The sequence below is a fragment of the Providencia sp. genome, assembly GCF_003533305.1.
Taxonomy (GTDB): domain Bacteria; phylum Pseudomonadota; class Gammaproteobacteria; order Enterobacterales; family Enterobacteriaceae; genus Providencia.
Genome location: NZ_DOEH01000021.1, coordinates 247,412 through 266,038, shown reverse-complemented (window position 1 = coordinate 266,038; position 18,627 = coordinate 247,412). Strand labels below are relative to the sequence as shown.

General features: G+C 41.1%; 21 protein-coding genes. 16 read left to right on the top strand and 5 right to left on the bottom strand.

Annotation, left to right across the window (positions count from 1 at the left end; all coding sequences use genetic code 11):
• The first annotated feature begins 79 nt into the window (after positions 1-79).
• Genes DD649_RS13765 through DD649_RS13750 form a run of 4 tightly spaced genes read left to right on the top strand, consistent with a single transcriptional unit; the run spans position 80 to position 3,079 of the window.
• Positions 80-916 (top strand): CheR family methyltransferase, encoded by an 837-nt coding sequence (locus DD649_RS13765; RefSeq protein ID WP_294107812.1) that lies wholly within the window; start codon positions 80-82, stop codon positions 914-916.
• Positions 916-1,983 carry a chemotaxis response regulator protein-glutamate methylesterase gene (locus DD649_RS13760; RefSeq protein WP_294107810.1) on the top strand — a complete coding sequence of 356 codons (1,068 nt, stop codon included), beginning with the start codon at positions 916-918 and terminating at the stop codon, positions 1,981-1,983. The genes DD649_RS13765 and DD649_RS13760 overlap by 1 nt, the downstream gene beginning before the upstream one ends.
• Positions 1,984-2,023: 40 nt before the next feature.
• Positions 2,024-2,416 carry a chemotaxis response regulator CheY gene (cheY, locus tag DD649_RS13755; protein WP_294107808.1) on the top strand — a complete coding sequence of 131 codons (393 nt, stop codon included), beginning with the start codon at positions 2,024-2,026 and terminating at the stop codon, positions 2,414-2,416.
• A 24-nt stretch (positions 2,417-2,440) separates the two neighbouring features.
• Positions 2,441-3,079, top strand: a complete 639-nt coding sequence (locus DD649_RS13750; RefSeq protein ID WP_294107806.1) for a protein phosphatase CheZ — start codon at positions 2,441-2,443, stop codon at positions 3,077-3,079.
• 93 nt (positions 3,080-3,172) lie between these two features.
• Here DD649_RS13750 and DD649_RS13745 read toward each other — a convergent pair whose 3' ends face one another.
• Positions 3,173-4,420: an SGNH/GDSL hydrolase family protein gene (locus DD649_RS13745; RefSeq protein WP_294107804.1), complete on the bottom strand. Its 1,248-nt coding sequence runs from the start codon at positions 4,418-4,420 to the stop codon at positions 3,173-3,175.
• Between the two features lie 218 nt (positions 4,421-4,638).
• Positions 4,639-5,196, bottom strand: coding sequence for a hypothetical protein (locus DD649_RS13740; RefSeq protein ID WP_294107802.1), 558 nt, complete (start codon positions 5,194-5,196; stop codon positions 4,639-4,641).
• A 261-nt stretch (positions 5,197-5,457) separates the two neighbouring features.
• Between DD649_RS13740 and flhB the strand changes: the two genes are divergently transcribed.
• From flhB to DD649_RS13725, 3 genes are all read left to right on the top strand, one after another.
• Positions 5,458-6,609, top strand: coding sequence for a flagellar biosynthesis protein FlhB (flhB, locus tag DD649_RS13735; RefSeq protein ID WP_294107800.1), 1,152 nt, complete (start codon positions 5,458-5,460; stop codon positions 6,607-6,609).
• Positions 6,602-8,698, top strand: coding sequence for a flagellar biosynthesis protein FlhA (gene flhA, locus DD649_RS13730; protein WP_294107798.1), 2,097 nt, complete (start codon positions 6,602-6,604; stop codon positions 8,696-8,698). Before flhB ends, flhA begins: the two co-directional genes overlap by 8 nt.
• 211 nt (positions 8,699-8,909) lie before the next feature.
• A complete protein-coding gene (locus DD649_RS13725; protein ID WP_294107796.1) occupies positions 8,910-9,053 on the top strand; it encodes a hypothetical protein in 144 nt (47 codons plus the stop codon).
• 140 nt (positions 9,054-9,193) lie between these two features.
• On the opposite strand, the gene flgN is transcribed toward DD649_RS13725, so the two are convergent.
• The 3 genes from flgN to flgA all read right to left on the bottom strand — a co-directional run bounded on the left by flgN (position 9,194) and on the right by flgA (position 10,745).
• Positions 9,194-9,634, bottom strand: coding sequence for a flagellar export chaperone FlgN (flgN, locus tag DD649_RS13720; RefSeq protein ID WP_294107794.1), 441 nt, complete (start codon positions 9,632-9,634; stop codon positions 9,194-9,196).
• 10 nt (positions 9,635-9,644) lie between these two features.
• Positions 9,645-9,947 (bottom strand): flagellar biosynthesis anti-sigma factor FlgM, encoded by a 303-nt coding sequence (flgM, locus tag DD649_RS13715; protein WP_294107793.1) that lies wholly within the window; start codon positions 9,945-9,947, stop codon positions 9,645-9,647.
• Positions 9,948-10,076: 129 nt separating this feature from the next.
• Positions 10,077-10,745 carry a flagellar basal body P-ring formation chaperone FlgA gene (flgA, locus tag DD649_RS13710; protein ID WP_294107791.1) on the bottom strand — a complete coding sequence of 223 codons (669 nt, stop codon included), beginning with the start codon at positions 10,743-10,745 and terminating at the stop codon, positions 10,077-10,079.
• 268 nt (positions 10,746-11,013) lie between these two features.
• On the opposite strand from flgA, the gene flgB reads away from it, so the two are divergent.
• From flgB to flgJ, 9 genes are all read left to right on the top strand, one after another.
• Positions 11,014-11,427 carry a flagellar basal body rod protein FlgB gene (flgB, locus tag DD649_RS13705; protein ID WP_294107789.1) on the top strand — a complete coding sequence of 138 codons (414 nt, stop codon included), beginning with the start codon at positions 11,014-11,016 and terminating at the stop codon, positions 11,425-11,427.
• A 6-nt stretch (positions 11,428-11,433) separates the two neighbouring features.
• Entirely contained in the window at positions 11,434-11,838 is a 405-nt protein-coding gene (gene flgC / locus DD649_RS13700) for a flagellar basal body rod protein FlgC (RefSeq protein ID WP_294107787.1), read from the top strand.
• 12 nt (positions 11,839-11,850) lie between these two features.
• Positions 11,851-12,708 carry a flagellar hook capping FlgD N-terminal domain-containing protein gene (locus DD649_RS13695; RefSeq protein ID WP_294107785.1) on the top strand — a complete coding sequence of 286 codons (858 nt, stop codon included), beginning with the start codon at positions 11,851-11,853 and terminating at the stop codon, positions 12,706-12,708.
• Positions 12,709-12,791: 83 nt separating this feature from the next.
• On the top strand, positions 12,792-14,012 hold the full coding sequence (gene flgE / locus DD649_RS13690) for a flagellar hook protein FlgE (RefSeq protein ID WP_294107783.1): 1,221 nt from the start codon (positions 12,792-12,794) through the stop codon (positions 14,010-14,012).
• Positions 14,013-14,027: 15 nt separating this feature from the next.
• Complete coding sequence (flgF, locus tag DD649_RS13685) at positions 14,028-14,783, top strand: flagellar basal body rod protein FlgF (RefSeq protein ID WP_294107781.1); 756 nt, start codon at positions 14,028-14,030, stop codon at positions 14,781-14,783.
• A gap of 19 nt (positions 14,784-14,802) precedes the next feature.
• Positions 14,803-15,585, top strand: a complete 783-nt coding sequence (gene flgG / locus DD649_RS13680; protein ID WP_294107779.1) for a flagellar basal-body rod protein FlgG — start codon at positions 14,803-14,805, stop codon at positions 15,583-15,585.
• Positions 15,586-15,677: 92 nt separating this feature from the next.
• Positions 15,678-16,460 carry a flagellar basal body L-ring protein FlgH gene (locus tag DD649_RS13675; RefSeq protein ID WP_294107884.1) on the top strand — a complete coding sequence of 261 codons (783 nt, stop codon included), beginning with the start codon at positions 15,678-15,680 and terminating at the stop codon, positions 16,458-16,460.
• Between the two features lie 29 nt (positions 16,461-16,489).
• Positions 16,490-17,593 (top strand): flagellar basal body P-ring protein FlgI, encoded by a 1,104-nt coding sequence (locus DD649_RS13670; RefSeq protein ID WP_294107777.1) that lies wholly within the window; start codon positions 16,490-16,492, stop codon positions 17,591-17,593.
• A complete protein-coding gene (gene flgJ, locus DD649_RS13665) occupies positions 17,593-18,570 on the top strand; it encodes a flagellar assembly peptidoglycan hydrolase FlgJ (protein WP_294107774.1) in 978 nt (325 codons plus the stop codon). The genes DD649_RS13670 and flgJ overlap by 1 nt, the downstream gene beginning before the upstream one ends.
• Positions 18,571-18,627: the final 57 nt, after the last annotated feature.

Sequence of the window (18,627 nt, the reverse complement as noted above, 5' to 3'; positions counted from 1 at the left end):
AATAGCGTTGTTAACCTCAGAGTCTGGCCACCAATTGAAGGCTACCTCTGGGGTTTTATTGAATAGGGCGACAAGTACGATGCTTTTTGTACCACAAATAGAACCATTGACCGATGAAGACTTTGGTCGGGTTTGTCGATTTATTCATAAAAAATCAGGCATTGTCCTTACCATGAATAAAAAAAGTATGGTCTATAATCGGTTATTAAAACGGTTACGTGACTGTAATATCGACAATTTTACTGATTATCTACGTATGTTAGAGCGGGAGCCATCGAATCCAGAATGGCAGGCTTTCGTGAACGCATTAACGACCAACCTAACGGCATTTTTTCGTGAACCACATCATTTTGTAACCTTATCAGATTTTATTCGCACACGAAAAGACAGCAATATTAACATTTGGTGTGCGGCATCTTCGACAGGGGAAGAGCCTTACTCAATCGCGATGACATTGAGCGATGTTTTAGGGCCCCATGCAATTAATGCCAAAGTGATAGCTAGTGATATCGATACCGAGGTTTTAGATAAAGCCAAGCAAGGCGTTTATCGTGTTGAAGAACTCAAATCCTTAAGTGCTTTGCAAAGGCAACGTAATTTTATGAAAGGTGTCGGTGAGTTTGAAGGCTACGCTCGAGTTAAACCGGCATTGCGGCAAATGATTGAATTTCGTTATTTAAATCTGAGTGACAACGACTGGCAATTACAGCATCGCTTCGATGCTATTTTTTGTCGTAATGTCATGATTTATTTTGATAAAGAAATGCAAATGAAAATGCTTGAACGATTTGCCACATTACTTAAACCAGATGGCTTGTTGTTTATCGGTCATTCTGAAAATTTATCTCAATTGTCGCAAAGTTTCGTGATTAAAGGACAAACCGTCTACAGCGTACAAGCTGGAAGGAGGGGGTAGTGAAAAAAATTAAAGTGCTTTGCGTTGATGACTCCGCACTGATGCGCCAATTAATGCGGGAAATTATCAACAGCCATCCTGATATGGAGGTGGTTGATACTGCGCCTGATCCTTATGTCGCGCGTGATTTGATTAAGCAACTTGTTCCTGACGTGATCACGCTTGATGTTGAAATGCCTCGCATGGATGGTATTGATTTTCTTGAGAAATTGATGCGACTTCATCCTATGCCTGTTGTGATGGTATCAACATTAACCTCAAAAGGTTCTGAAGTTACATTAAAAGCTTTAGAGCTAGGCGCGGTCGATTTTGTCACTAAACCACAGATTGGTATTCGTGAAACCATGATGAGTTATCGTGACTTGATTGGAGAGAAAATTCGCGCGGCAGCGATGTCGAAAATCACGCAGCGTACTCGTTTTGCACGAGTCGAAAATAAAGCGTCAGAATCTACAACATTTGCGAAACCGCTTTCCCCGCATGTATGCCATAGTCGCGTTATTGCAGTTGGTGCATCAACGGGGGGAACTGAAGCGATACGTCAGTTTTTAGAAATGTTGCCTCGTGAATGTCCGCCTGTGGTCATTACGCAACATATGCCAGCCGGATTTACGCGCTCGTTCGCTGAACGACTTAATAAACTGTGTGTGCTAACGGTAAAAGAAGCTGAGCACAATGAATTATTGCAAAAAGGTTATGCCTACATTGCACCTGGTGATTCGCATATGTTGATTGCTGATAAAGGCAAAGGTTTTCAAGTTATTTTGCAGCAAAGTGAACCGGTAAATCGTCATCGGCCTTCTGTTGATGTCCTCTTTGATTCAGTAGCTCAATGTGTCGGGCGTAAATGTGTCGGTGTCTTATTAACCGGAATGGGTATGGACGGTGCAAAAGGACTCTTAAATTTACGTAAGCAAGGTGCAATTACCTATGCTCAAAACGAAAGTAGTTGTGTGGTATTTGGTATGCCGCGAGCTGCTATCGAAATGGATGCTGTAGATGAAGTGCAAGATATTCTTAAAATTGCACCAAGTATTTTAGCAAAACTTTCTTCTGTAACGGCATAACTGTTACAGATATTCACTATTGTATTTTGAAGGAGTGGTTATGGCCGCTAAAGATCTTAGTTTTTTGGTTGTTGATGATTTTTCCACAATGCGTCGTATCGTACGTAACTTATTAAAAGAGCTTGGATTTAATAAAATAGAAGAAGCTGAAGATGGCGTTGATGCATTAGATAAAATTCGTACTGGAAATATTGATTTCGTCGTCGCAGATTGGAATATGCCAAATATGGACGGTTTAGAGTTACTCAAAACTATTCGTGGTGATGAAGCGCTCAAGCATATTCCTGTATTAATGGTTACCGCTGAAGCGAAAAAGGAAAATATCATTGCCGCAGCACAAGCTGGTGCAAGTGGGTATGTTGTGAAGCCATTTACAGCTGCCATTTTAGAAGAAAAACTTAATAAAGTATTCGAAAAAATGGGACTGCAATAAGCGCACTTGTTAAAGGAGACTGTGATGACTGAATCAACATTTTTACAAAGCAATCGAAATGGTAACGAAGACTTAAAACAAGTTATTACTCGAATTGGTACTTTAATGAGAACACTTAGAGAGAGCATGCGTGAGCTTGGTCTTGAAAAAAGTGTTCAGCAAGCGGTAGCCAGTATTCCTGATGGGAAAGACAGGTTACGCTATATTGCTCAAATGACCGCTCAGGCAGCAGAAAAAACACTTAATGGCATTGATGTGATTAAGCCATTACAAGTGAAAATGAACAAAGATGCGATTGAATTGCAGCAACAATGGCAAAATTCAGAGGCAGAAGGTGTTTCTGTTGAACTGCAAGGGGCAACTCAAGCATTTTTAACGCAAGTGATTGAAGACAGTGAAACAACTAAAGCTGAACTGTTAGAAATTATGATGGCGCAAGATTTCCAGGATTTAACCGGCCAAGTTATTAAAAAAATGATGGAAGTCGTTGAAGAAGCAGAGAAACAGCTTCTCGCGCTGTTAGTGGAAAACACACCACCAGAAATGCGTGCGAAGCAGCAAACTGATAGTTTACTGAATGGTCCGCAAATTAATAAAGAAGGTGTGAATGTGATGGCATCACAATCGCAGGTGGATGATTTACTTGATGAGTTAGGATTCTAAATCAATTCCTATCATACTTCGGGCTACAGAGCAGCTCTCAGCTACCCAAGTTACATACTTATGGATGTTTCTTGGGATAGCTTCAATTACTGCTTACTTGTAATTCGAATTATTTTTGGTTTGATACTCTTTCACAATAAAATCGTTTAATATCATTGAAATAATGGAGTGAACTTCTTGCGTCGGGTGGACGCTATCATTAAATAGATAATTGGGAGCCGTATCCATATAGCCTGTTCCTCCAATATAACCTTTCGTAAAGGGCCTGTCTAAAATATAAGGTCGGTTTTTGGTATCGCCTTCAATATTAGAACTGCTTAATAAATTTAGTTCTTCAGCTTTTTTTGTTATTTCGGCCATAGCCTTATAAAGGTCAAAGAATTTAATATTTATATCTTCTTGAGAGGCAATTTTATTTAATCGCAATTTTAGCCTTATATTATGAATGAGTGTAATTATTTTCATCTTATTTTTATAGGTACTGGATTGTATTTTGGCGAAAGGTGTTGATGCTAGGTTAGGTACCCCCATTACTAAAATATTTTTTGCTCCTTGCTGAGTCATTTTTTTAATTAAATTAATTTGGTCATCGATAACTTTATTAATGTCTTCTTTAGCAAAAGTTACATAATCATTAGCTCCGAGGGAAACAATTGCCAAGTCTGTAGCCTCAAATTTGATTTTATTTATTTGTTTTTTCATGTTTGAAATAAATTTGAACTTTGGAATCAACTGATTATAATTTCCCGCGACTGCACCGCCTTCAGCTTTATTCATTAGAGTCACAGGGGAATAGGTGACTCGATTATTCTGAGTATCAATAGTTTTATGTTTCATGAAATGTGGCGAAGTAAGGAATTCAGGCCAAGTAAAACCATTGGTAAATTTCCCTTTATGGTACTGTGGTGCCGAGGGCAGTATTCCAAAAGTTTTAGCAAACATACGGCCCTTGGAGTCAGATAAACTATCACCAATGACAATAACCCGTTTAAGGCAATCGATAATGTCTTTTTTGTGAGATTGATTTAGGGCACTGATATTTGGTGTTTCTATGCCATTACAATGCTCTCTATTTTTTTCTATATAAGCAGCTAATTTAAATTTTGGGTGATCATTCTCTTTATTTAGTTTATTTATCTCTTGCCTAGAATCAACCTCATCAAAGCAGGGAATATTATTTACAATAGCAGTATTTGCAACTAGGGTATTAGGTGTTTTTGGTATATCGCATAAATTAACTTTAACTATATTTTTAGTGAATAAATTAATAAATGCTTTTTTAAATGAAGGTTTATTCCATGAAAGTATTCTTCTATTATTTGAATACTGCTGTACGTACATAAAAATACCTTTTTTGATTAATCTTAAATCTAAGGGTTTTGTGTGAGTAAAATACCAAGTATTTATTTGATAAAATATCAAATATAGATTATTTCTAAGTGGGTAAGGGTTTTATAAAAAAAGTTTATAAAAATTAATAATATATGATGTGTTTTATAGTAGGAATACTTGTATTTATTTAAGTGCAAGTAATCCTACTGTTGAATTGATATTAATAACTAATCATGTTGATAAACAACGATGATTTCACTGCCAAGCGTTTGTTCAAACTCCATAATAAAAGCATCGCTGAGATCCCAATCATGAAAGCTAAAGCCAAGATGACCAAATGCCCATTGAGGGTCGAATTTCCAGCCGGACAGTGGCGCATCAAAGCCGCAATTAATGCATGCGAGACTTTCAGGTTTACCCTCATACCAATCGGTTACCGTATCACTCCAATCATTGCTACGTTCACTTTGTTCACTGGTACATTGCGGGCAATAAAGACCAAGGCCATTGCCACCAGCGTGAAATACAGTACGTTCAGTCACGATTGTGAGATAGTTTTTCAATGTGTTTTCTGGCAGTTGTGTTGGTACAACATTGTCATCAATCACATACAAAACAGGTTCTTTATATTCAGCGGTCGGGCGATAAATGATTTCGTCATCTTCAATGCCTTGAAAGATAGGATCAATAATACCTTGTTGTTTAAGCCAGCTAAGCATTCGCTCCGCTTCTTTTGGGGCATCTTCTAAATTGATATCCGGAGCAACTAGGTGGCAAATATCCATAACATAATGACCTTATTTTCATATTGATTTTCAACTATATTAATTAAAATTGGTCAATTAATAAATCAATTGCTTATTTGATTTTTCCTCATTTATTTTTCATTAAATATTCATCCTTGCACCGCGGTTCACAAAACTGTTGTCATATTGTTCAATTGCCAAATAACCCCCTTGAAGTACATCTATTTTCCACCATTGATTTTTTGACAGTCTGTCATGCTATAGCGATAACTCATATTGTGTTTAAATTTTGGAACAAAAGTGTCCGACGAAAGCGATGTAGAAAAAACAGAAGAGCCCACCCCCCATAAAAAAGAAAAAGCTAGGGATGATGGGCAAATCGTTCGTTCGAAAGAATTAAACTCATTAATGATGATGTTAGCGGGTATTAGTTTGCTGTGGCTTAGCGGTGGGCATTTGGCGGATCAACTACGTCAAACCGTACGCCAAGGTTTTATTTTTGATGGGCATTATTTACAAAATACGGGGTTGATGCTCAGTTATTTAGGGCGTGTTGTTAGTGAAGCTCTTTTTGCATTATTTCCGGTGATAGGGGGATTGGCCTTAGTTGGGATCTCAGCGTCGTCATTGGTTGGTGGATTAGTTTTTAATAGTAAGCTAATTAAGTTTGATTTGAAAAAGCTTGATTTGATAAAAGGATTAAAGCGAATTTTTTCGATGAATGCGCTTTCTGAGCTTTTCAAAGCCATTTTGAAGTCATTCTTTGTGGGGCTCGGTACGTTTATATTTTTATGGCAAAGTTGGCCATCGCTCTTACATCTTGCGATGGAAGCGCCTGTTACTGCGCTTGCTAATGGGCTAGAAAAGGTCATTTTTGCGGGATATTTAATTGTCTTTTTGCTGATCCCGATGGTGGCGTTCGATGTGTTTTATCAATTCCGTTCTCATCTAAAAAAATTACGTATGAGCCGTCAAGAAATTAAGGATGAGTTTAAACAACAAGAAGGCGATCCACATATCAAGGCGAAAATTCGCCAACAGCAACGGGCAATGGCGCGTAATCGTATGATGGCCGATGTACCGAGTGCTGATGTCATCGTTACTAACCCGACCCACTATGCAGTAGCGCTTAAATATGACGATAAAAGAATGGGAGCCCCAAAAGTGTTGGCCAAAGGCGCTGGCGTTATTGCTCAACGCATCAAACAACTTGGGGAAGAGCATCGAATATTGCAGCTAGAAGCCCCCCCGCTGGCGCGTGCGTTATATCGTCATGCGGAAATAGGACAAAGTATCCCTGTTGCGCTGTATGCAGCGGTAGCAGAAGTTTTAGCATGGGTTTATCAATTACGCCGTTGGCGTAGTGAGGGTGGACTCAGACCGAAAAAACCGAAAAATTTACCAGTGCCACCGACACTGGACTTTGCTGGAGATAACAATCGCGATGGCTAATTTGGCTGCTCTTTTAAAATTGCCGAAAAATCTACAAGGAACGCAGTGGCAAATACTTGCCGGGCCAATTCTTATCTTACTTATCTTGTCGATGATGGTTTTACCGTTGCCGGCTTTTTTATTGGATTTATTATTTACTTTTAATATCGCGTTGTCGATCATGGTGCTATTAGTGGCCATGTTCACTAAGCGCACGCTTGATTTTGCCGCTTTTCCGACTATTTTACTATTTGCTACGTTATTGCGTTTATCACTCAATATCGCCTCGACACGTATTATCTTATTGGATGGTCATACTGGCCCTGATGCAGCAGGTAAAGTGGTTGAAGCATTTGGCCACTTCTTGGTTGGCGGTAATTTTGCGATTGGTATTGTTGTATTTATCATCTTAGTTTTAATCAACTTTATGGTTATTACTAAAGGTGCTGGACGTATTGCCGAAGTGGGCGCACGTTTTGTCCTTGATGGTATGCCCGGTAAGCAGATGGCTATCGATGCCGATTTAAACGCCGGTATTATTAGTGATGATGAAGCCAAAAAACGCCGTTCTGAAGTGACTCAAGAAGCTGATTTTTATGGCTCGATGGATGGTGCAAGTAAGTTCGTCCGAGGGGATGCCGTCGCTGGGATCATGATCATGGTAATTAACGTGATTGGTGGTCTTATCATCGGGGTTGGGCAACACAATATGTCACTGGGGGATGCAACGAGTGCCTATACATTGCTCACTATTGGTGATGGTTTGGTGGCTCAAATTCCTGCATTGATTATTTCAACTGCCGCAGGGGTAATTGTTACCCGTGTAGCGACCGATGAAGATGTGGGCGAACAGATGGTTAACCAACTGTTCAATAACCCACGGGTTATGTGGTTAAGTGCTGGAGTGTTGGGGCTGATTGGTCTTATTCCAGGCATGCCGAATTTTGTATTTTTATTGTTTACCGCGGCTTTAGCTGGATTAGGTTGGTATCTGATTCGTAAATCAAAAAATCCGGAAGGGAAAGCGGATAGTAGCCAAGCGCAACATTTTAATGAAGCAAATAAAGTGGTTGAAGCGACGTGGGATGATGTGCAGCTGGAAGATTTATTGGCCATGGAAGTGGGATACCGCTTAATTCCGTTGGTTGATAACGAGCAACAGGGGGAGCTATTAGGGCGTTTACGTGGATTACGTAAAAAATTTGCACAAGAGATCGGCTATTTACCGCCGGTGGTGCATATTTGCGACAACTTAGAGCTATCTCCTTGTGAATACCGCATTTTAATTAAAGGTGCTGAAGTTGGGCGTGGCGAAGCACAGCCGGGACGTAGTCTAGCTATCGACCCAGGCAATGCGGCGGGTTCATTAGAAGGCGATATTACGAAAGAGCCAGCCTTTGGTCTACCGGCGGTTTGGATTGATGATGATCTGCGTGAGCAAGCACAAATTCAAGGTTATACGGTTGTTTCAGCCAGTACCGCAGTAGCGACGCATTTTAATCAAATTTTATTACAAAATTCCAGTTCGCTTTTTGGTCGTCAAGAAGCGCAAATGCTGTATGACCGTGTGAAAAAAGAGATGCCGAAACTGGCTGATGATTTGATCCCAGATACGATTTCTTTAACGATTTTACATCGAGTTTTGCAAAACTTGTTGATGGAAGATGTGGTTATTCGTGATATGCGCACTATTATTGAAACGTTAGCTGAAATGGCAGGTGAAAACGGCGAGCAAAAAGATACTGATTACCTGACATCGCAAATCAGAATTGCATTAGGGCGTGCTATCACTCAACAGTGGTTTGGTAATGCAGAAGAAATTCAAGTCATTGGTTTAGATGCAAATTTAGAACAAATTTTACTGCAAGCGGCGAAAAATGGCGGTGGTTTAGAACCTAATTTAGCACAGTTTATTCAAGCTCAAGCAGAAGAGGCGATAGGCCACCAAGAGGCAATGGGCGCACCAACCGTATTGTTGGTTAATCACGGGTTACGTCTGATTTTGTCTCGTTTCTTACGTCGTAGCTTGCCGCAGTTGGTCGTGATGTCTAATCTTGAGTTGAGCGATCATCGGAAGATTAGGATGACGTCGATGATTAGCGGCGCTTAGTTTTTTCTTTCTGTCATACTTTGAATCACAGGGGTGTTGGCTTCATTTGTTGCCTACCTGTGATTCGAATTATTTAAGCAATATTTTGATTAGGATTAATGATGAAGAATAAACTGAATGAACTATTTCAATTTTCTCAAGAGATGTAAGCGGTTGGTATTACCGATGACGTAGTGGCTCGGCGCATAGACGCTAGAATAAAAGCAAAGGAATGACAAAATTTGGTGAGTCTAAACTGATGTCAGGTAAAGATATCAAGCGAATTTGTGAGCAAAATAATATCTCACAATCATTTTTCCTTGATATTGAATATGATGAAAGAAAACGTATCAAAATGGGTGCGAGGCGAAATTAAAGCAAATAGTGCAGTGCTAATACTTTTTAATTTAAACACTGATTATCTAAATCAATAATTATGAATAAGCCCATGTTTTTCGGCGTGTTATTCGAAAATTCCCATCTTTAATCATAATGGAAGATAAAGCCTTTAATCGCCTAAATTGATATCTTTTTACCTAAAACTGGGCGTTTAGATTCTAGACCGTCTGCACCATAAGTTGATTGATTATTATGTTTTTTTGCAAAATTCAGGCGCTCTGAATTAAGTTCCATATGCAGTTGTAGCATTTGATGGTTACGGTAATTTAGATCTTTTAATTCACCCGTTAAAGATTTGATCATTTCCCAGATGCCATTTAACGCAAGATTGTCTTCATAAGGTGCGACAATTTGCGCTTGTGCTTCAAGCTGTAAACGATGGTTTTCACCATAGCTAATTGCCGCAACTAAAAAACGTTTTTGCTCTGTCGTCTCTTGAAAAGGCGAAGGCGGAACTTGATGATAACCTAATAATAATTCTTCATTTTTCATCACAATTTGCAGTGACTGTAAATGTGAGAGCTGTTGCTCTAGTAATATTAATAATTCGTCATTCATGATAATTATATTATTTCATTGATAACATGCATTCGTGAGCATCGCGTAAAATACCATCGGCGACTTTTCCAGCGTCCATTTTTAAGGTGCCGTCTTGAATCGCTTGCTTAATTCTTTCAACTTTAGCCAGATCAATATCACTAGCTTGAGGCTGCAATAATTTTTTTTGTAGTTCACTTGGTGCAAATGCACTTTCTTTAACTACTTCATTTATTAAAACTTTTTTATCGCGCACCGGGATAGTCGCGTCTTGTGGATCGCGGTTAGTCACCTGAGTCAATGCAGAAATTGCAGATGTCTGCTCAATAGCCATAATGTGTTTTCCTGTTCCCGATATTTTTCATATTTAGGTTATCGGCAATCCTGTATGAATCTTTAGTGTCTCTAGTGTTACAAAATATTGCATAGCTATCTAGTGTTATGAAATAATTAATAATTCCATTTACTTTAAGGCAACTTTTACACTGCCATTTTCTAAAGCTTCGCCGTTGACAACTTGTCCATTCACTAAGCGTACACGTAGATTTCCACCTGTAACTGCATTATTAATGGCGCGGCCTTCATATTTCACCGAAAAATTATCACCAGTCGCAAATACAAATACTGTTTGTCCTGATTTAATGGCCCAAGGACGTCTAAGCATTGAATTCGTCAATGTTTGTCCTGCGGATATATTTCGTAGGGCAATGGTTCCACGCACGGCTATTTTATCTGTTGCAGCACCCGCAGGAAGCTTATGCAATAACCCTTTCTTAGTACCAATATCGACAAACTCAACTATTTCGCCTCGTGAGATATTTCGAGTCGCTACATAATACTGCCCCATCACATTAACAGTGAGCTGCATAAATTGTTTTTTCTTACCACACTGCACAGGTAAAGAGACATTTCCCATATTTCGCCCCCCAACAGCAGGACTAATTTGGGGTTTTTCACAGTTAGGCCAACGGTCAATAGGGGTTTTAATTTCAATAGAAATACTATTTTTCTCCCCATGAATTTGACGAAAATATTGGTTAATATCCTGTGGCAGTGCGCTTTGTGCCACGCTAGAAAATAAACTCAACACACCAAAAGTTGGGAACCAAATCAGTGAACGAATACGAAGCATACCTATGCCGTCTCCCAAGAATCAAACTTTTTCACGCTTGCAGTTTACCCACCTCAAAAACAATGAATGACTCAAATAGGTCAATAATTTTGCCTTTATCTCGCCATTAGATTTTTTGTTAGGCGGCTAATATAGGCGCGTCGAATTTTAACATTTAATACTCGTCATTCTTCAAGTTGCCTGTGCGTTGACGTGCACTTAGTTATCTTTCAGCTTGAACTATTTTGCGTATAAATCCAGGGCTGGCTTTAAACCCGTTGAGGTAAATATGATTGATAAATTAAATGCCACGTTTGCATTCCAGCAGCAGGCTTTGTCAATAAGAGAAGCGAGACAGACGGTTTTAGCTTCTAACATTGCTAATGCCGATACGCCGGGCTATCAGGCGCGTGATATTGACTTTAATCGTCAATTACAACAAGCGATGGATAAAGGCGCAGTACAAGGAAAAGGCGTTTCTCTCGCGGTGACATCTAAGGGACACATTGAAGGGCATGGTATGAAAGCACCTCAATTAGATCTGAAATATCGCGTGCCTTATCAAACGTCAATGGACGGTAATACGGTCGATATGGATATTGAACGTAGCCAGTTTGCCGATAACACCCTGAAATATCAGGCTGATCTTACATTCATCAATAGCCGCATCAAAAGCATGTTGGCTGTTTTGCAGCAAGGGTAATTTTTCATGGCCTTACTGAGTATTTTCGATATTTCTGCGTCAGCGCTGACCGCGCAATCTCAACGCCTTAACGTGAGTGCGAGCAATATGGCAAACGCAGAAAGTGTGGCAGGCCCTGATGGTCAGCCATACCGTGCTAAACAAGTGGTATTTCAAATGTCACCACAAGGGCGTAATGAAGTTGGCGGCGTACGTGTGAGTCAATTGATTGAAGACCCATCACCACCACGTATGGAATATAAACCTGGTCATCCTCTAGCTGATGAAAAAGGCTATGTGAAAATGCCTAACGTAGACACTGTTGGCGAGATGATCAATACCATTTCTGCATCACGTAGCTACCAAGCCAACCTAGAAGTGATGAACACTGCAAAGTCATTGTTACAAAAGACATTAACTCTAGGTCAATAACGGAGGCACGGTATGGGGATTGCAGCCACAATGTACGATTCTTTGGATAACAGCACTGCTGGCCCCGCAGCGGCGGCAAGTAATGTACCCAAAAAAAGTCAAAGTGATGACATGCGAGACACTTTCTTGAAAATGATTGTGACGCAAATGCAAAATCAAGATCCAACCAAACCAATGGAAAATACCGATTTAACGAGTCAGTTGGCGCAAATTGCCACTCTTGAGAGCATGAATAAACTCAGTGACAACGTTAGTGGTATTTCTCAACAAATTGGTTCTGGACAATCACTACAAGCGACCCAGCTCGTTGGCAAAGGGGTCTTGATTCCTCGCAACGAAATTATTTTAGCGCCGTTGAAAAAAGAAAGTAATGGCGAGAAAAGCACAATCTCCAAACCCTCCAATCCACTACCGGAAGAAGGTATTAGTCCTAATAGCGCATCCATATTTGCACTAAGTGATAAAAGTGCAATTGATGGCGAAGAGGCAACTGAAGAACCACAAACGGATTATATTTCATCACCGTTTGGCTTCTTTTTACCTAAATTAGCAGACACCGTTGAAATTACCATTCGCGATAAAAATAGAATGGTTGTCCGTACCATCACTTATGACACCGAAGTTAAACCTGATATTTACGATATGGCATGGGATGGACGTGATAACAACGGTAATTTAGTTTCAGACACCAAAGGTAAATATTACTTTGATGTGAAAGCATTGAAGTCGGGGGCTGAAATTGATGTCACCAAATTGGGCTATGCCCGCGTCAATGGTGTTACGCCGGGATCAGATGCCCCTTTATTAGATGTTGGTATTGGGCAAAGCGTGCCGCTAAGCAGCATCTTTAAAGTGTATCCCGCATCTTAATTTAATTGGTTGTTTTTCAATCTTTTTGCCCTGTAACAATAAGCAACTAAGATCGGCAGCCCCCTAATTTTTATGGAGAAAATATGTCTTTTTCACAAGCAGTCAGTGGCTTAAATGCGGCTTCAGCGGGACTTGATTCGATTGGTAACAATATTGCCAACTCCGCAACTAATGGTTTTAAAGGCGCGACTACCTCATTTGCAGATATGTTTGCAGGTTCAGGTGTGGGTCTTGGTGTTAACGTCGCGGCTGTAACACAAAACTTCAAAGATGGCCCAATTACACGTACTGATAGAGCAACAGATGTCGCGATTTCAGGCAGTGGTTTTTTCCGTGTACAAGATAAAAATGGCGATATTTTTTATAGCCGTGATGGTCAATTTCAACGAGATAAAAGCGGTAACTTGGTGAACAACCAAGGCATGGTTGTGACAGGCTATCCAGCAAGTGTTGATGAAAAAGGGAATGTGTCTATACAAAGCGGTGGCGTGCCCGCAGGCTTGAATATTCCAACGGATATGATGGATGCGCAAGCGTCTAAATTAGCGAAATTAACGATTAACTTAAATTCAGACGATAAAGTCAAAGACAAACCGTTTGATGTTAAAAACCCAGATGATAACGCGAGCTATAACTTTAGCACTACTATGACTGCCTATGACAGCCAAGGTAATACCCATGAGATCTCTGTTTATTTTGTTAAGACTGTTGACAATAAATGGACCGCTTATGCAAAAGATGCAAATGATAAAGAAGCTAAAAAAATCGGTGATTTGGAGTTTGATGGTAACGGTAAATTAAAAGACTCAGCAAATGCGAGATTTGATTTTGCTTATACCGGTCTTAATGGCGCGAATAATGACACTTTACAGATAGATCTGAGTAAAACCCGTCAACAAAAAGTCAGTGAGTCTTCTGTCAGTGCTATCGACGTCGATGGCTATCCAGCGGGTGAATACACCACGTTCAAAATCGAAGATAACGGCATGCTTGTCGCTAACTATTCAAACCAACAAAAACGTATTGTGGGACAAATTGCACTATCTGCATTTGCTAATCCTAATGGACTGGTTTCTCAAGGCGGTAACGTTTGGGCATCATCTAATGCATCAGGTAACCCAATGGACGGCGTACCGGGTGTCGGTCAGTTTGGTAAATTAACCAGTGGTGCACTTGAATCATCTAACGTGGATATGAGCCAAGAACTCATCAGCATGATAGTGATGCAACGCAATTATCAATCAAACGCACAGACCATTAAAACGCAAGATCAGATGTTACAAACACTGGTTAACTTACGATAAGTCTAGAGGCTGTCCATGGATCACGTCATTTATACTGCTATGGGTGGAGCGCGTCATGCGCTTGAAAACCAAGCGATTGTCTCTAATAACATTGCCAATGTATCAACGGCAGGTTTTAAGGCGCAGCTTTCTGCGATGCGCGCTGTGCCAATTAATGGGGATAGCGAACCAACGCGGACACTCGTTGTTGCTTCAACTCCAGGTGCTGACATGAGTCAAGGGCCGCTTAACTATACGGGTAGGCAAACAGATGTAGCGCTAAACGATAAGCATTTTCTTGCAGTCGAATTAGCGGATGGTACAGAAGCTTATACCCGTAACGGTAATCTTCAAATTTCATCGGATGGTGAGTTGATGATTGGAGAGCGTCGTTTACAAGGCGATGGCGGTCCTATTAACGTGCCACCTAATGCTGATCTTACCATTGGTACTGATGGCACCATTACTGCACTGCTTGCAACTGATCCTCCAACCATGTTGGGACAAATTGGGCGTTTAAAAGTTGTCGAAGCGCAGCCTCAAGATTTAATTCGTGGTGAAGATGGTTTATTCCATTTATCGCCTCAGGCACAAGCGGCCAATGGCAACGTCTTACCACAAAGTGAGCGCGCTATTGTCACATCAGGTGTGATTGAGGGAAGTAACGTCAATGCTGCTGAGGCGATGGTATCGATGATTGCCAATGCAAGGCATTTTGAAATGCAAATGAAAGTTGTCAGTAGTGCCGATGAAAACGCACAACGGGCAAATCAATTGCTTGCCATCAGCTAATATTCAGTAAGGAATTATTATGATCCGTTCTCTATGGATTGCGAAAACTGGGCTTGATGCTCAACAAACTAACCTTGATGTCATTTCGAATAACTTGGCTAACGTCAGTACTAATGGTTTTAAACGTCAACGGGCTGTGTTTGAAGATTTATTGTATCAAAACATTCGCCAGCCGGGTGCTATGAGCTCAGATCAAACCTCGTTACCATCCGGTTTACAGATGGGTACAGGGGTACGTCCGGTTGCGACAATGCGTGTTCATGAGCAAGGGAACCTGAATAAAACAGGTAACACGACGGATATCGCGATTAAAGGCCAAGGCTTTTTGCATGTTCAAATGCCAGATGGGACCGATGCTTATACGCGTGATGGTGCTTTGCAGCCAAACCAAGATGGACAATTGGTCACCTCTAGTGGTTTTCAAATCGTGCCTGCAATTATGATCCCTGACAATGCGAATAGCCTCAGTATTGCTCGTGATGGTACTGTGTCGGTCACTGTTTTTGGGGATAATCAGCCGCAGCAAATTGGACAAATTACTCTGACGACTTTCATCAATGATGCTGGCCTTGAGAGCATGGGTGAAAATCTTTATATGGAAACGGCCAGTTCAGGCGCACCAAATGAAAGTGCACCGGGAACGAATGGTGCCGGTTTGCTTTATCAGAACATGTTAGAAACCTCTAACGTCAATGTGGCTGAGGAGCTGGTTAATATGATTCAAACTCAGCGTGCATATGAAATTAACAGTAAAGCGGTATCGGCGTCTGACCAGATGTTACAACGTCTAGCACAACTGTAATTAATGCCCTGATAGACACTCGCGTGAGCGACAATTCACATCGTATTGTAAGACTAGCGTTGTGAATTGTCAGTGAGAAGGAACTCTTCATGATGACAAAACGTATACAGCAGCAAAAGAGTAGCATGATGATTGAAAGCGACATGGTTCCACAACCGCAGGCAACAGTTTTACATTCGCGTTTTTGTACGCCTAAGCCAATGTGGCTGGTGGCTGTTTTGATGTTCACGATGAGCGGTTGTGCGTATATCAAACCAAGTCCGTTGGTGAATACGACAACGACAGCGGTGCCAACAGCACCTACTGCGCCTTCGCCAAATGGTGCTATTTTTCAAAGTGCTCAGCCTGCTTATTATGGTTATCAGCCTCTGTTTGAAGATAGGCGACCGCGCAATGTCGGTGATATTTTGACTATCAACTTACAAGAAAATGTCAGTGCTAGTAAAAACTCATCAGCTAACGCGAATCGGAGTGGGAAAACAGGCTTTCTGGCGGCTATCCTGCCTGGATTTATGCAAGGTTGGATCGGCGGTAATAACACTGAGCTGGATATCAAAGGAAATAGCGATTTCACCGGTAAAGGTGGCGCGAATGCAAATAATACCTTTAAAGGCACTATTACCGTTACCGTTGACCAGTTATTAGCCAATGGGAATTTACATGTCGTGGGTGAAAAACAGATAGCTATTAATCAAGGTACTGAATCCATCCGCTTCTCTGGTGTCGTCAATCCACGCACAATTGGTGCAGATAATAATGTGAGCTCGACGCAAGTCGCAGACGCTCGTATTGAATATGTCGGCGATGGTTATATCAATGAATCGCAAAATATGGGTTGGTTACAGCGCTTCTTCTTAAATGTATCCCCTTATTAATTAGCGAATAGAACAGCCGAGAGAATTCAATGAAAAACAAAGTATTCATTTTGCTATCACTATTTTGCCTTGTTGTGGCACCTGCGCAAAGTGAGCGCATTAAAGACCTCACCTCCATACAAGGTGTGCGAGATAACGCATTAATTGGTTATGGTTTAGTGGTTGGCCTTGATGGAACTGGTGACCAAACCATGCAAACGCCATTTACCACTCAAAGCTTGAACAATATGTTATCCCAAATGGGGATCACTGTTCCGGCTGGCACTAATATGCAATTGAAAAATGTGGCGGCGGTGATGATCACGGCAAAATTGCCTCCTTTTTCACGTGCAGGGCAGGAAGTCGATATTGTCGTTTCATCAATGGGTAATGCCAAAAGTTTACGTGGTGGTACGTTATTGATGACGCCGTTAAAAGGTGCTGACGGTCAAGTTTATGCAATGGCACAAGGCAATGTTTTAGTGGGCGGTGCGGGAGCAAGTGGTGGTGGCAGCAGCATTAAAGTGAATCAACTTAATGGCGGACGAATTTCTGGTGGAGCGACGATTGAGCGCGAATTGCCGAGCAACTTCGGTCAAAGTGGTGCTATCAACCTGCAATTGAATGAAGATAGTTTTACCTTAGCACAAGATATTACAGACGCGATTAACCGTATGGGTGGGATGGGCACAGCAACGGCGCTGGATTCACGTACTGTTCAATTGCTGGTTCCTGCAAACAATCGAGATCAAGTGCTCTTTTTATCCCGTGTACAAGAGTTGAATGTGCGCACGCCAATCGCAGAAGCCAAAGTGATATTAAATTCTCGAACAGGCTCAGTGGTGATTAATCGCAGTGTGACGTTAGAAAGCTGCGCAGTAGCCCACGGTAGTTTGGCGGTTACGGTGGAAAGACAAACTCAAGTGAGTCAGCCCGATACGCCTTTTGCAGGCGGTCAAACCGTTGTCACGCGTAATACCAGTGTGGGTGTGCGTGATCAAGGTGGGGCACTGCAAAAAGTCAACGCGAGTGTGCAACTTAATCAAGTCATTCAAGCACTCAATACATTAGGGGCGACACCTAATGATTTGATGTCAATTTTGCAGGCGATGGAAAGTGCAGGTTGCCTACGTGCGAAATTGGAGATTATTTAATGAGTGATATGCAGTTATTGCAAGGGGCTGCATTTGATGTTCAGTCCCTAAGCAGCTTGAAAGGTGAATTGAATAAAGATCCTGAACAAGGGCTGCGTCATGTTACGCAGCAACTTGAAGCCACTTTTGTTCAAATGATGCTAAAAAGTATGCGTTCGGCGCTTCCACAAGATGGTATGTTTTCAAGCGACCAAACACGTATGTTAACCAGTATGTATGATCAGCAAATTGCTCAAGATTTATCGCAAAAAGGGCTTGGTTTTGCCGATATGATGTACCAACAGTTAACGCGCAACTCGCAGCAACAAGATTTACCGACTCAAGCTTCTTTTTCCTCGTTAGATGAGAAAACCTTGCAATCATTGCCGCCATTTTCGATGGCACAAATGATGCGCCGTTTTGCCCCTACGGGAGATGCACTTTCTGCACCATTCCAAAAAATAAAATCATTATCACTCAATAGCACTAATTTTATTGGTCGATTGATGGAGCCTGCGAAAGCGGCGAGCCAAAAAAGTGGTATTTCGCATTTCTTGATTTTAGCGCAAGCCGCGCTAGAAAGTGGTTGGGGACAAAGAGAAATCCTCACTATGGACGGTAAAACCAGTCATAACCTGTTTGGTATTAAAGCAGGAAAAAGCTGGCAAGGCCCTGTCACAAATATCATGACGACAGAAGTGATTGACGGTAAAACCCTTAAAATGCGAGATGATTTTCGGGTGTATGGCTCATACGAAGAAGCTATTGCCGATTACATTAGCCTACTGACTGATAATCCACGCTATAAGAATGTACAAACAGCATCGAGTCCTGAAATAGCTGCTCGTCGATTGCATCAAGCAGGGTATGCAACAGATCCTGGGTACTCAGATAAATTAATTACGTTGATTAACCAAATTCGTGGTCATCAACCAGCAAATACGTCTGCATCTAGAGCTGTACAGGCTTACACCATCGACTTAAATGATATTTTTTAATACTGAACATGTTTTCGGTTGTGTGAGGCACCATTTAGCTCAAAACCTGAATTATTT